The 12,994-nt window shown below is 70.0% G+C and carries 16 protein-coding genes; 8 read left to right on the top strand and 8 right to left on the bottom strand.

Annotated elements, in window-relative coordinates; translation table 11 throughout:
• Positions 1-185 (bottom strand): DUF6328 family protein (locus tag Q0D75_RS10795; protein WP_291053049.1); only part of this gene is annotated, 185 nt, incomplete at its 3' end.
• Between the two features lie 403 nt (positions 186-588).
• Here Q0D75_RS10795 and Q0D75_RS10790 point away from each other — a divergent pair.
• From Q0D75_RS10790 to Q0D75_RS10780, 3 genes are all read left to right on the top strand, one after another.
• Positions 589-1,584, top strand: a complete 996-nt coding sequence (locus tag Q0D75_RS10790; protein WP_291053046.1) for a sugar phosphate isomerase/epimerase — start codon at positions 589-591, stop codon at positions 1,582-1,584.
• Positions 1,585-1,684: 100 nt separating this feature from the next.
• The gene (locus Q0D75_RS10785; RefSeq protein ID WP_291053043.1) at positions 1,685-2,092 is read left to right on the top strand and encodes a nuclear transport factor 2 family protein; all 408 of its coding nucleotides are present in this window, start codon (positions 1,685-1,687) and stop codon (positions 2,090-2,092) included.
• 47 nt (positions 2,093-2,139) lie between these two features.
• The gene (locus Q0D75_RS10780; protein WP_291053038.1) at positions 2,140-2,607 is read left to right on the top strand and encodes an SRPBCC family protein; all 468 of its coding nucleotides are present in this window, start codon (positions 2,140-2,142) and stop codon (positions 2,605-2,607) included.
• Between the two features lie 74 nt (positions 2,608-2,681).
• Here Q0D75_RS10780 and Q0D75_RS10775 read toward each other — a convergent pair whose 3' ends face one another.
• From Q0D75_RS10775 to Q0D75_RS10760, 4 genes are all read right to left on the bottom strand, one after another.
• Positions 2,682-3,437: a GntR family transcriptional regulator gene (locus tag Q0D75_RS10775; RefSeq protein ID WP_291053036.1), complete on the bottom strand. Its 756-nt coding sequence runs from the start codon at positions 3,435-3,437 to the stop codon at positions 2,682-2,684.
• A 56-nt stretch (positions 3,438-3,493) separates the two neighbouring features.
• On the bottom strand, positions 3,494-4,999 hold the full coding sequence (locus Q0D75_RS10770) for a sugar ABC transporter ATP-binding protein (protein ID WP_291053033.1): 1,506 nt from the start codon (positions 4,997-4,999) through the stop codon (positions 3,494-3,496).
• Positions 5,000-5,079: 80 nt separating this feature from the next.
• On the bottom strand, positions 5,080-6,204 hold the full coding sequence (locus Q0D75_RS10765) for a sugar ABC transporter substrate-binding protein (protein WP_291053030.1): 1,125 nt from the start codon (positions 6,202-6,204) through the stop codon (positions 5,080-5,082).
• Positions 6,205-6,337: 133 nt separating this feature from the next.
• Complete coding sequence (locus Q0D75_RS10760) at positions 6,338-7,411, bottom strand: ABC transporter permease (RefSeq protein WP_291053027.1); 1,074 nt, start codon at positions 7,409-7,411, stop codon at positions 6,338-6,340.
• 160 nt (positions 7,412-7,571) lie between these two features.
• On the opposite strand from Q0D75_RS10760, the gene Q0D75_RS10755 reads away from it, so the two are divergent.
• Positions 7,572-8,162, top strand: a complete 591-nt coding sequence (locus Q0D75_RS10755) for a nuclear transport factor 2 family protein (RefSeq protein ID WP_291053024.1) — start codon at positions 7,572-7,574, stop codon at positions 8,160-8,162.
• A 32-nt stretch (positions 8,163-8,194) separates the two neighbouring features.
• Here Q0D75_RS10755 and Q0D75_RS10750 read toward each other — a convergent pair whose 3' ends face one another.
• Positions 8,195-8,737, bottom strand: coding sequence for a VOC family protein (locus Q0D75_RS10750; protein WP_291053021.1), 543 nt, complete (start codon positions 8,735-8,737; stop codon positions 8,195-8,197).
• A 59-nt stretch (positions 8,738-8,796) separates the two neighbouring features.
• Here Q0D75_RS10750 and Q0D75_RS10745 point away from each other — a divergent pair, with 59 nt between their 5' ends.
• Positions 8,797-9,411, top strand: a complete 615-nt coding sequence (locus Q0D75_RS10745) for a TetR/AcrR family transcriptional regulator (protein ID WP_291053017.1) — start codon at positions 8,797-8,799, stop codon at positions 9,409-9,411.
• 12 nt (positions 9,412-9,423) lie between these two features.
• Here the strand turns inward: Q0D75_RS10745 and Q0D75_RS10740 are convergent, their stop codons facing one another.
• Both Q0D75_RS10740 and Q0D75_RS10735 read right to left on the bottom strand, forming a co-directional pair.
• On the bottom strand, positions 9,424-10,209 hold the full coding sequence (locus Q0D75_RS10740) for an SDR family NAD(P)-dependent oxidoreductase (protein ID WP_291053015.1): 786 nt from the start codon (positions 10,207-10,209) through the stop codon (positions 9,424-9,426).
• 103 nt (positions 10,210-10,312) lie between these two features.
• Entirely contained in the window at positions 10,313-10,897 is a 585-nt protein-coding gene (locus Q0D75_RS10735; protein WP_291053012.1) for a PadR family transcriptional regulator, read from the bottom strand.
• A gap of 93 nt (positions 10,898-10,990) precedes the next feature.
• Between Q0D75_RS10735 and Q0D75_RS10730 the strand changes: the two genes are divergently transcribed.
• From Q0D75_RS10730 to Q0D75_RS10720, 3 genes are read left to right on the top strand one after another with little or no spacing between them, the layout of a single operon-like run.
• The gene (locus tag Q0D75_RS10730; protein ID WP_291053009.1) at positions 10,991-11,659 is read left to right on the top strand and encodes a class II aldolase/adducin family protein; all 669 of its coding nucleotides are present in this window, start codon (positions 10,991-10,993) and stop codon (positions 11,657-11,659) included.
• Complete coding sequence (locus Q0D75_RS10725) at positions 11,656-12,606, top strand: VOC family protein (protein ID WP_291053007.1); 951 nt, start codon at positions 11,656-11,658, stop codon at positions 12,604-12,606. Before Q0D75_RS10730 ends, Q0D75_RS10725 begins: the two co-directional genes overlap by 4 nt.
• Positions 12,606-12,809 carry a 4-oxalocrotonate tautomerase family protein gene (locus Q0D75_RS10720; RefSeq protein WP_291053005.1) on the top strand — a complete coding sequence of 68 codons (204 nt, stop codon included), beginning with the start codon at positions 12,606-12,608 and terminating at the stop codon, positions 12,807-12,809. The genes Q0D75_RS10725 and Q0D75_RS10720 overlap by 1 nt, the downstream gene beginning before the upstream one ends.
• Positions 12,810-12,994: the final 185 nt, after the last annotated feature.

Below are 12,994 nucleotides of genomic sequence, written 5' to 3'. Positions count from 1 at the left end.
CGCGACTGGAACACCGCCGCGAGCAGGAACCCGGTGAGGATCTGCGTCCCGGTCTGGATCACCCGCAGCTCCTGCAGCAGCTCGTTCCAGTTGCGGTCGAGGCGCTCGTTCTCGGTCTCGTCGCGGCCGTCGCCCGGCGCGACGTCGATGCGGTCGGATTGCGGCGCGGGATCGGCGTGGCTCATGGGACCTTGGTACCACGATCGCCGCGGCGTCCCAGCAACCGGGATGCGCGCGCCTCGATCCGCTCACCCGCTGCACCGAGAGCTGGCGCCCGCACAACCGTTCGAGACGGATGACTGAGTGACTGACCTCAGTCGGGTAGGGGAGCATCGAATTCTCGTCGGCGGATAGTGTCCGCGACGTGCTGGACACGTGAGCGAAAGGGGATGTCCGGCCGTAGGACAGATGGGACCTAACCATTCGTGCTGTACGCAAACGACCGGACGGTCACGATGGTTCCACCAGCTCCGACGCCGACGCACCTTCCGTTCCGCTCAGTGGGCGAACGGCTGCGCGGAACACCGGCACTTCAGTAGGTTGAGGCGCTGCGGACAAGAGCAGGGACAGCCGATGGAGGCCGAAGTCATGACCGATGAATTCTCGACGCGCGGAACGGGCATCGAGCGCTCGCAGAGCGTCATGTGGGCCGGCACCGTGCGAACACTCCGGCTCGCAGATCAGGTTCGCGCTGCGGCACTGGCCGGATTCGGCGGCATCAGCATCACGCCGCTGGGGTGGAGCCAGGCTCTCTCCGAGGGGATCTCGAGTGGCGATATGCGCGCCCTCTGCGCCGACAACGGGATAGAGCGCATCCACCTCGACCCCTTCACCCGTTGGAGTGCGCTCTGGCAGCCCGCCAACCTCGACCCCGCGGTGTTCCCGCTGTCATTCTTCGCCTTCGACGCCGACGACTTCCTGCGGATCGCGGAGGCGCTCGGCGCGGCCTCGATGACCGCCATCGCCACCTTCCCGCACGGCGCCATAGCGCAGGAGCAGATGACGGAGGACTTCGCCCGACTCTGCGACCGGGCTGCGGACCACGGCCTGCACTGCTCGCTGGAGTTCATCCCGCTCGACTGGGGCGTGCCCGACCTCGAGACGGCCTGGTCGATCGTGCGCGACGCCGACCGCGCGAACAGCGGAATCGTGCTGGACACCTGGTGCTTCCAGCGCAGCGGATCGAGCCTGGAACTCCTGGAGTCGATCCCGGGCGACCGGATCGATTTCGTGCAGCTCGCGGACGGGCTCGCGCGCGTGCCGAAGAACCGGTCGTGGGTGGAGGACAACCTCGACAACCGGCTGCCCCCGGGCCTCGGCGCGTTCCCGCTCGACGCCATCCTGAGCACTCTCGCCCGCACCGGCGGCCTGGGCAGCGTGAGTCCCGAGCTGTTCGCCTGGCAGCTGGACCAGATGACTCCGGAGCAGATCGCCGACCTCTCCCGATCGTCGCTGGCCGCCACCGCCGACGGCGCCGGGATCGCGCACGACCTGGGGCCGGCGACTCCCGGATGGCACACCGACTTCGAGCGGGCCGAGCGGGGCACCTCCGCCGTGACGGCCGCGCCCCGATCCCACCTCTGAAAGAGGGCCGGATGCACCGGTGAGTGGAACATCCGCTTGTCCATCCGAGCCGCCGATGATTACCATCACTCACCATCCTCAAAGCTTCGAAGGAGCAGCTATGACCCACAATGTGCGCGAGATCTTCGCCAGCATCGACGCGTTCGACCCCCCTCAGTTCGTCGCCCACCTCACCGACGACGTCACCTTCCGCTTCGGCAACGGCGACCCGCTGCACGGACCCGCCGCGGTGCAGGAGGCGATCACGGGATTCTTCTCGTCGATCGCGGGCCTCACCCACCACATCCTGCACATCTGGGAGCCCGAGGAGAACATCGTCATCCTGCACGTGGACGTGGAGTACCGCCGCCTGGACGGCGAGACGGTCTACACGCCCAACGTCGACATCCTGCGCTTCGAGGGCGACAAGGTGGCCGACTGGCAGATCGTGATCGACCTCGCCCCGGTGTTCGCACCCATCTCCGAGGTGCCCGCCGCGGTGCTCAGCCCCGCCACCGCGAGCGCCTGACCCGGGCGGCTGCCCGGCCGTCCAGAACCCGATCAAGAGGAGACACCGTGATCTACGTCAGCCACGTCCTGCCCGTCAACGAGGAGGGCGGCACCCGCCTGAACCGCGCACAGGTGTGGGACGGCCTCGTCCTCAAGGCCAACAACGCCCTTCCGTTCGTGCCGTCGATGAGCGACTGCACCGTCACCGCCCGGCACAGCGACACGGTGTTCGACCGCGACATCGTGCTGCGCGGGCAGCCGCACACCGAGCGCATCACGCTGCAGGAGCCGGTGCGCGTGGTGTTCACCCGCATCGCCGGGCCGGTGCTCGGCACGATCGCGAACGAGATCGAGGGCGACGACGACGACCTGCGGCTGCGCTTCAGCTTCGCCCTCGTGGTGAGCGACGTCGAGCCCGGCTCGGCCGCCGAGCAGGAGTACGCCGACGGCATGAAGGCCGACTACCTCAAGGCCGTCGCCTCCACCCTCTCCGCCATGCGCCGCACGGCGGAGGAGTCGATCGCCTCGGCCTAGCGTCGGCTCCGCCCAGCGGCCCCGGGTCTTCGGATCCGGGGCCGCTTCCGTGTACGGACCTCAGGGTGCGGGCCTCAGCGTGACGGCTTCGACCGCGCGGCCGTGGCCATCGCCAGCGCCTGGTCGATCGCGTGCGACGGGGTGTCGGCCGCCAGGTCGCCCAGCACCACGAGCGCCGTGCGGGAGAGGTGCCGGGCCATCAGCCGGCCGGCCGCCGTCGCGTCGCCCTGCTCCACGGCGGCCAGGATGGCCAGGTGCTCGTCGTGCGCGATGGTGAAGGCCATCGGATGCCAGATGCGGTACAGCCGCAGGTAGCGCTCGCTTCGTTCGGCGTACGACGTGATGGTGCGGATCAGCGGCTCTCCCGTGCGAGCCATGCACAGCCCGTGGAAGCGATGGTGCGTGTCGATCCAGGCGTCGGTGTCGTCCGCCCTGCGGGCGCGTTCCATCTCGTCGATGAGCCCTCGGGCCTCGTCGGCCTCCTCGGAGGTGAGGCGCCCGGCCGAGAGCCGGCAGCCGAGCGATTCCAAGGTGATGCGGGTGGCGTAGAGCAGGTCGAGCTCGACCGGGTCGAACCCGCGCACCCGCGCGCGCTGGTTGGGCTCGGCGTCGATCAGGCCCTCCTCCTGGAGCATCCGGAAGGCTTCGCGCATGGGGGTGCGGCTCACCTCGAACGCCCGGGCGAGCTCGGCCTGTTTCAGCACGGCGCCCGGAGCCAGCACGCTGTCGATGATCAGCCGGCGCAGGTGCGCGTGCACCTCGAGGCTCGTCGATCGCGGCTCGACGATGGTGAGCGGCGAGAGGGCGCTGACCGGGGACTGCTCGACCATCTCAGCTCCTCCGCCTGTCCGGTGGCCTCGGCGAGGCCGCCTTCCGTACCCTACGCTCAGACATTCATCGCGTGCAGCACCCGGTGCTGGGTGACGTCGTCGCCCTCCAGCAGCGAGGTGACGCGACCCCGGCGGAACACCACGACGCGCCGGCAGAGATGGCGGTACTCGTCGAGCTCGCTGGAACTGAACAGCACGGTACAGCCGCGAGCGGCGAGTGCCCGGATGACCTCGTAGATCTCGAGCTTGGCGCCGAGGTCGACGCCGCGCGTGGGGTCGTCGAGCAGCACGACGGCCGGATCGATCTGCAGCCATTTGGCCAGCACGATCTTCTGCTGATTGCCGCCGGAGAGATTGCGCACCGGGTTGCCGAGCGACCCGAACTTCACCTTGAGTGACGACATCGAGTCGACAGCACCCGACTGCATCGCCCGCCGGGCGAGCCGGAACCCGTATCCGCCCAGAACACCGGCTTTGACGCTGGAGACGTTCACCTCGACGCTGTCCTCCAGCATCAGCCCGTCGCGGCGGCGATCGGCGGGAACGAGGGCGATCCGCCGCCGCACGGCGTGACGGGCGGTGGCCGGCAACCCTCGGCCGTCGGGATACTCCACCTCGCCGGCGGTGGGCCGCACGAGGCCGAACACGACGTGCATCAACTGCTGCACCCCCGCATCCTCGAGCCCGGCCAGACCGAGGATCTCGCCCGGCCGCGCCTCGAGGTCGACGGCATCGAGCCCGCGCGCCGTAGATATGCCCCGGATGCGCAGACCCCGGCCCGCCACGGGGACGGCTTCGTCGTGGGCGAGGTCGGGGATGTCCTCGGGCGGGCGGCCGATCATGTCGGTCACCAGCTCGGTCATCGTGGTCTCCGCCATCGGCACGGTGCGCACGAAGCGGCCGTCGCGCAGCACCGTCACGCGGTCGGCGATGGCGGAGACCTCCTCGAGCCGGTGGGACACCAGGATGGTGGTGACACCCCGGTCACGCAGGGTGCGGATGACCCCGAGCAGCCGCTCGGTCTCGTTGGCGCTGAGCGAGGAGGTGGGTTCGTCGAGGATGAGCACCTTCACGTCGGTGATGAGCGCCTTCGCGATCTCGAGCAGCTGACGGTCGTGCAGGGCGAGCTCTTCCACCGGCGTGTCCAGCGCGGTGTGCAGTCCCAGCTCGTCGAGCACCGGAACGGCGATCCGGGCCATGGCTCGGCGATCGACCGCTCCCACCCGGTGCGGTTCGCGGTTGGCGAAGAGGTTCGCCAGCACGTCGAGGTCGGGGTACAGCGACAGCTCCTGGAACACGATCGCGATGCCGTTCGCGTTGGCCTCCTTGACGCTCGCCTGCCGCACCTCCTGCCCGTCGATCTCGACGAAGCCCTCGTCGGTGCTCTCCGCACCGGCCAGGATCTTCATCAGCGTCGACTTGCCCGCCCCGTTCTCGCCCAGGATGGCGTGCACCTCCCCCGGCAGGAAGGCGATCGAGACGTCGTCCAGCGCCTGCACGCCGCCGTAGCGCTTGCGGAGGGAGCGCACGGCGCACCGGGGGACGACGGTCTCGATCGTCATGGTCCTGCTTTCGGTTCAGGGAGGGATGCTCGGGAGGAGTCGCTCGGCGAGAGCGACGGATGCGACGCAGCGACGCGGCGCTACGGCATCGGATTCTCGGTGTCGATGCCGTCCGACTCGGTGAGGTAGTCCACCGGGTGCTCGGAGGCCAGCGCATCCGCGTCGTCGACCATCGTGTCGCCGAGCGCCTCGAAGGTCTTCTGCGCCACGGCCGGATCCTCCAGCAGCGAAGCGATCTCCTCGGCGTTGTCGGGGGTCACGATGTCGAAGCCGGTGTTGATCCAGCCCTCGGGCTGGGCGGCGTCACGGAACGCGGTGTTCGCGATCAGGCGCATCCCCACGTACCCCTGCAGCCACGGGCGCTGGGTGACGGCGCCCACCATCTCGCCGCCGGCGATCGACTTGGCGGCCACCGGGTCGTCGCCGCCCGCGGTCACGCCGATCAGGAAGTCCCCGCCCGCCTGCTGCTTCATCTTGACCATGTTGGTCAGGTCTTGGTCGCAGGCGCCCACGAAACCGAGGGCATCCGGGTACTTGGCCTGGATGCGCTGCCAGGCGGCGAAGTTGCTCGGCGGGTCGCCGGCGGTCACCTCGGCCTCGATCACGTCGATGCCGGGGCGCTCCTGCTCCATCCGGGTGGTGAAGCCCTCGATCGGAGCGGTGAGGCTGCGCAGCCCCGCCACGCAGATGCCGGGCACGATGATGCCGGTGGCGTCTTCGGGCAGCTGCTTGATGTACTCGTCGGCGAGCGCGGCGCCCATGGCGACCTTCTGCGGGCCGACGTTGGTGAGGGCACCCGAGCCGACGGAGGGCACGTCCGAGGTGGCGACCGTGACTCCGACACCGGTCGCCTTCTTGATCGGCGCGACCCACAGGTCTCCCGGGAAGGCCTGCACGAGCACGCCGGTGGCCCCGGCGGCGACGGCGTTCTGGAAGTCGGAGATCGCCTTGTTCGGGTCGAGGGTGACGGGGCCGTACTGGGTGAACTCCGCGCCGTCGAGGTCGGCGGCGGCCTTCGCGCCATCGGCCACGCCGTCGGTGTAGGGGGCGGCGTAGAGGCCGACCATGGCGAGTTTCTGGCCGGCGCCGTCGGAGCCGCCCGAGCCGTCGGTGGAGGAGGCGGCGCCTCCGGAGGAACAGCCGGCGAGCAGGGCGGTCGCGGCCAGGGCTGCGCCCGCGATCAGCAGACGGGGTGAGTGGGACATGGTTCTCCTGTGATCGTCATTGATGAGGGATGAGTGGTGCGGTGTCGGGTGGTGCGGTGTGGGGTGGTGCGGTGTTCGGGTCCAGCGGAAGGGAAGACGAGAAGCGGCGGTGGCGCCGAGGCCGCTTGCGGCGCTACGGCCGTTTGCGGCGCTTGAGCACCGAGTCGAGGGCCACGGCGCCCACGATCACGAGGCCCGTGACGAAGCCGGCGTAGTTGGCCGAGACGCCGAAGGCGGTGAGGGCTCCGTTGATGACGCTCACGATCAGGGCTCCGAGCGCGGCACCCACCACGCTGCCGCGGCCGCCCGAGAGCGTGGTGCCGCCGATCACGGCCGCCGCCACGACGAGCAGCTCGTACCCGGTGCCGACGGCGGGGTCCGAGGCCTGGAAGAACGCGAACGAGAGGATGCCGGAGATGCCGCAGAGCACACCGACGAGGGCGCCGACGGTGATGCGGATGCGGTTGATCGGGTAGCCGCTCAACCGGGCCGCGTGCGGGTTCGAGCCCACGGCGCGTACCGCGAAGCCGAACGAGGTCTTGGTGTAGACGAAGGTGAGGATGATCGTGAGCACCAGGAACGCGATGCTGAGGGCCGGGATGCCGCCGATCGAGCCGCCCAGCACGGCGAAGAACGGATCGTCGGGGTCGCCGCCCGACACCGAGCCGGCTCCCGAGATGATGAGCGAGGCTCCGCGATAGGCGGCGAGGGTACCGAGGCTGATCACGATGATGGGCACCCTGAGGGCGTTGGAGAGCAGCGCATTCAGTGCTCCGAGGCATCCTCCCACCGCCACCGCAGCGAGCGCGGCGAGCCAGGGATTGACGCCCGACTGCACGAGCAGCGCCACCACCATCGCGCAGAAGGCGAAGTTGCCGCCCACCGAGAGGTCGAGCTCGCCCATCGAGAGCAGGAACACCATGCCGAGGGCGATGATGCCGAAGAACGAGGCCTGCTGGGTGATGTTCGCGATCGAGGCGATCGAGAGGAACTGGGGGTGGAACACCGTCACGATGACCACGAGCACCACCAGCACGCCGAGCACACGGATCTCGTCCATCCGCCGCACGATGAGGCCCTTCGAGCGCCCTCGACCCGGGCCGCCGCCCGATCCGGACGCCGTGGTCGGGGCGGAGGACGACGCCGCGGCGTCGCCGTGGGCGGGAGCCGGTTCGGTCGCGCCGAGGAGAGGGGATGATTGCGCCATTGCTGATCCTTCGAATGCCCGGGAAGTGTGCACACATGCTCTTCACGGATCCGCGGCATGTCAATGGACCGTTCCGGTGACTGCAACACAGCGTTGGGAACGGCCGCCCAGAGTACCTACACTTGCGGCGACCGTCACCGTCGACGTACTGGAGGATCCCATGACCGCACTGCCCACCGCCGAAGCCGGCTACAACGTCTACGACATCTACTCGCCGGTTCAGGACGTCGTCTCCGTGACCGACTCGAACCGCGATGCCGTGCTCACCGAACTGCTCGACCGCCAGCGCATCTCCGAGGTGATGCTGCGCTTCGGCCGCGGCCTCGACCTGCACGACTGGGAGATGTACGCCGCCACGCTCGACGACGAGTTCGACGTGAACTTCTTCGACCTCACCGGCCAGGCGCCGGCGCGCACCACCCCCGCCGCCTGGGCCCGCTTCGCGAAGGCGTGCCTGGAGCGGCTCACGCTGCAGCACCAGTACTCGAACTTCGCGATCGACATCCGCGGCGACGAGGCCGACGGCGTGTTCTACTACATCGCCCGCCACCGTTTCCCGAACCGCTTCGGGGGCGACGACTACACGCAGTACGGCTGGTACGAGAACTCGTTCCGCAAGACGGAGTCGGGCTGGAAGATCACCAAGCTCAAGCACTCGTTCCAGTGGAGCGACGGCAACCCCACCCTCATCGACGCCACCGACCCCGAGTGGCAGGCCGCCGCCGCCGCGGTCTTCGGCGGTGGCGAGTAGACCCCACCCGTCGTCGGTGCACCCCTCCCAGGTCAGGCGGAGGGGTGCACCGGGGTCCAGAGGAGACGGGTGCGGCCGTGCATGTAGGCCTTGCCGCGGGGGAAGGAGACGAGCTCGAGCAGCATGCCCCAGGGGGAGAGGAAGTGGGCGAAGGTCGAGCCGTCGCCGCCCTCGACGCCCAGGCCGTCCTTCGCGCCGCCCAGGATGCGCAGGCCGTGCTGCTCGAGTTCGGCCAGTGACGTCGCCATGTCGTCGACGTAGAACGCGAGGTGCACGCCGCCCCAGTCGCTCATCCGCGGCATCCGCTGCACCTGGCCGGGGGCCTCGTACTCGAAGATCTCGAAGTTCGAGCCGTGGCCGCAGCGCAGCAGCGCGCCGCGTGGGATGCGGGCGCGGGGATCGAGGTCGAGGTTCACCGCGAACCAGTCGCCCTCGGGGTCTTCGAACGGGCCGATGTCGTAGAGGTGCTCGCAGCCCAGCACGACGACGAAGAAGCGGATGGCCTGCTCGAGGTCGGGCACGGTGAAGGCGACGTGCTCCATCCCCCGCAGGGTCGAGACGGGTGGTGCGGTCATGGGGTGCTCCTCTGGTCGGGTGTCGATCTGCTCGGGATCGGGCTGGTTAGGATCGGGGCATGCCCGCCGATGACGCCTCCGCCTCGGCGATCGACGAGGTGCGGCGCAGTATGAGCCGCTCGTCGGACACGAAGGTGGCGCGCACCAGGCAGGCGATCTTCGAGGCGGTGGAGTCGTTCGGCGAAGACGAACCGGTCACCGTCGGCGAGGTCGTGCGCCGGGCCGGCATCAGCCGGGCGGCGTTCTACACGCACTTCGCCGGCTTGGAGGAGCTCGGCCTCGCCATCATGCACGACATGCTGGAGACCATCGCGGCGCAGCACCACGACGCCCCGCTCACCGGGTACGCCGGCTGGCGCGAGGCCTCCACCGCCATGCTGCGCCGCAACGTGGAGCATGTCGTTCGCCACCGGGGCCTCTACCTCAGCGTGTTCGGGATGCCCGGCAGCTCCGGCGCCTTCGAGGTGGCCGTGGTCGACCTGGCCGGGGCGATCGCCGCGGCGTTCGAGCAGATGCCCGTCCTCCCCGCCCGCCTCGACGTGGCGGAGACCTCGCGGTTCATCGCCGGAGGCACTCTCACGATGCTCATGCACTGGATGCGCACCGACCCCGGGCTGCCCGTGGACGAGATGGTGACACGGCTGATCTCCTTCTTCCCCGACGTGGAACCCTGAGCCCCGGCGCACTCAGCGCAGCAGGCCGCCGTCGACCCACAGGGTCTGCCCCGTCACGAACGAGGCGTCCTCCGAGGCGAGGAACGAGATCGCACCGACGAGATCCTCCGGCACCTCCGCCCGGGTGATGGCCTGCAGGGCGGGCACCGCGTCGAAGAGCTCGTCGGGATTGGTCTTCACGGGCGTGCGCACGAGGCTCGGGCCGACGGCGTTCACCGTGATGCCGAACTCGGCCAGCTCGGTGGCGGCCGCCCGGGTGAGCCCGATCACGGCCATCTTCGAGGAGATGTAGTGCGCGAGACCCGGGATGACCAGCCCGGTGGAGTTCGAGGTGATGTTGATGATGCGGCCCCAGCGCGCCTGCTTCATGCCCCGCGAGTAGGCCTGCAGGGCGCTGAAGACGCCCTCGACGTTGACGGCGAACATGTGCCGCCAGTCGTCGATGGTGATCTCGGCGAGCGGCTTCGGCGGGTAGATGCCCGCATTGTTGACGAGGATGCCGACGGGTCCGAGCGCCCGGGTCACAGCATCCACCGAGGCCTCGACGGCCTCGGGATCGGTGAGGTCGACCCGGTGGGAGAAGGCCCGTCCGCCCTGCGCGGTGATGGCGTCGACCGTCTCGACGGCGTCTTCGACGTCGAGCACGGCCACGGCGGCACCGTCGGCGGCGAGCCGTTCGGCGTAGGAGCGGCCCACGTTGCGGGCACCGCCGGTGACGACGGCCACCCGGCCGGAGAGACGGCCGGGAGCCGAGGAGCGGGAGGCGGGGGCGGTCTGGGGAGGGAGCGTGGATGTCATGGCCCGCAGTCTGGACCGGCGTCGGCCGGAGGGGCCAGCATCCGGCCCACTGAGCGGGACGGAATGACGGATGTCGCGGGGCCGGGCCGCGTCGGGGCGAGCGTTATTCCGCGAGCTCGCCGCGCACGATGGCGATGGCGCGGCGGCTCCACGCGATGCCGAGCTCGGCCGAGTCGATCAGGTAGTCGAACACGTGCGCCTTGAGGGCCGCGATGCGGGCGTGGTCGGCGGTGTCGCGCGAGGCCAGCCGCTCGCGCAGCAGCGGCGTGTCCCGGGCGAGCAGGCGGTTGCGGTGCACCGTCCACTGCTCGATTCCGGCCTCCAGCGCGTGCAGGTGGGCGGTGAGCACGCGCTCGGCGTCGGCCGGTTCGACGGTGTCCAGGAACAGCGTCTGCAGCAGCAGGGGATCGCGCACCGGGGGCTCGTCGTGCGGCTCGGCCAGCCAGTCGCGCAGGTCGGCGAGGCCGGCTTCGGTGAGCGAGTACGAGGTGCGCTTCAGCTTCTCGCCCCGCAGCTGCTCCTCGCCCACGATGAGCCCCTCGGCCTCGAGCCGGCGCAGCAGGGGGTAGATCTGGCTCTGCGGGGCGCTCCACACCCAGCGGGCGGTCGACTCGAAGAATCGGGTGAGCTCATAGCCCGTCATCGGCCGCGCCTCGAGCACACCGAGGATCGCGTGCGGCAAGGACATGACCGAGATTCTACGCCGCGGCCGCCGCCATCCTTGCACTCTTGACATTTCTACATATACAGGTACGTTTTGGGATAACGGTAAAGGAGCCCGATGGACGACGACGTGCAGGATCGGCTGACCGAAGCGGCCCACGCGGTCGCGGCGGCCGGGCTGGTCGATGCCTTCGGCCATCTCTCGGTGCGCACCGCAGCCGGGGCCTTCGCCATCACGCCGCCGAGGCCACTGGGTTCCCTCTCGACGGGATCCACTCTCACCTCCGTGCCCCTGGACGCCGCCGAGTTGCCGGACGGCGCGCCCAAGGAGGCCTGGATCCACACCGCCCTCTATGACCGCCGGCCCGGGATCGGTGCGGTATGCCGGGCGCAACCGCCGAAGCTCGCGGCCTTCGCCGCGCTCGGCCGCGAGCTGCCGGCCCTCAACGGGCACGCCGCGATGCTCGGCCCGGTGGCGGTACACCACGACTCCCGTCTCGTGCGCGACGCGGCGGGCGGCGCCGCCGTCGCGCGCTCGGCCGGCGATGCCGACGCGATCATCCTGCTCGGCAACGGCGCCGTCACGCGCGGCCGCGACCTCGCCGAGGCGGTGGCCCGGATGTGGCTGCTCGAGCGCACGGCCGAACTCGCCCTGCGCGCCCTGGCCGCCGGCGATCCGCAGACCATCCCCCTCGACGAGCAGGAGTGGTGGCGCGACCGTGCCGCCGAGCTCCTGCCCCGCATCTACACCCATCTCGCCAACCCTGAGGGAAAGGACCTCTCGTGATCGAACTGAAAGACATCCAGTACGTGCGCTCCGGATCGGCCGACGCGGCCGAGGCGGTGCGCTTCGCCACCGAGATCGTGGGCATGGAGTACCGCGGCAGCGAAGACGGCGTGCACTACCTGCGCGCCGACGGCCGCCACCACTGCCTCGCCTTCGTGGAGGGCCGCTCGGGCGTGCTGAGCTCGGGCCTCTCGCTCGCCGACAGCGCCGCGCTGCGCGCCGCCGAGGTGGAGCTCACCCTGGCCGGCATCACCACGCGCTGGGGCACGCCCGAGGAGGCACACTCGCGTCACGTGCGGGAGTTCCTCGAGTTCCTCGACCCGTGGGGCAACCGTTTCGACCTCGTGGTCGACGCCGAGTCGGATGCCGCACCGGTGGAGTTCAGCCGCCGGGCCGGCATCATCGAGTTCGGCCACCTCTGCGTCGACGCGCCCGACCCGCGCGCCGCCTTCGAGTGGTGGAGCTCGCTGTTCAACATCAAGATCAGCGACTGGATCGGCAACAAGGCGGCGCTCATGCGCTTCGATCCGGTGCACCACAAGCTCGCGGTGTTCCAGGGCGATCGGCCCGGCCTCTGCCACATCAACTTCCAGGTGGAGTCGATCGACGACGTGATGCGCAGCTGGCACTTCCTCGAGAAGCACGAGGTGGAGATCGAGCAGGGCCCGGGACGGCATCCGCAGTCCACGGCCGTGTTCATCTACTTCAAGGGGCCGGAGGGGCTCACCTACGAGTACTCCTACGGTGTGCGCCGCATCGAGGACGACGCCAGCTGGGTGCCGCGCTACTTCGACCCGGCGCTGCCGAACTCGATCGACATGTGGGGCGGGCCCACGCAGCGCGCCTCGACGCAGTACCAGGTCGACGACGAGCCGGCGGTGACGGATGCCACGCCCCCCGCGTCCGATGCCACCCCGGCGTCCGCTCCCAGTCTGCAGGGGGCCTGATGCCGTTCATCGAGGCCACCGTCGCGGCGGGCCGCACCCCCGAGCAGCTGCGCTCGCTGATGAGCGAGCTGCACGGCGCGGTCGAGCGATCGCTCGGGGCGCCGGCCCAGAGCATCCGCGTGGTCGTGCGCGAGGTGCCGCCCGAGCACTGGTCGTCGGGCGGGGTCACCCTCGCCGAGAAGGCGGCCGCCGCGGGCACCTGAGCCGGATCCTCCCCACCCCCTCGACGCCCCGGCGTCGTAAACGAAGCGCCCCTCCCGTCCCGCACGGAGAGGGGCGCTTCGTCGTGCGCCCGGCATCCCACTCAGCGGACCGGGCACTTGACGTGGGCGAGACGGATGCGGAGACTCGTCACGAATAGACATGTGTCCATTTCGACACGGGTCGT

It is taken from the genome of Herbiconiux sp. (genome assembly GCF_023264855.1).
In the GTDB taxonomy this organism is placed as follows: Bacteria; Actinomycetota; Actinomycetes; order Actinomycetales; family Microbacteriaceae; genus Herbiconiux.
The sequence above is the reverse complement of the archived record's forward strand: the minus strand, read 5'-3'. Positions and strand labels throughout refer to the sequence as shown.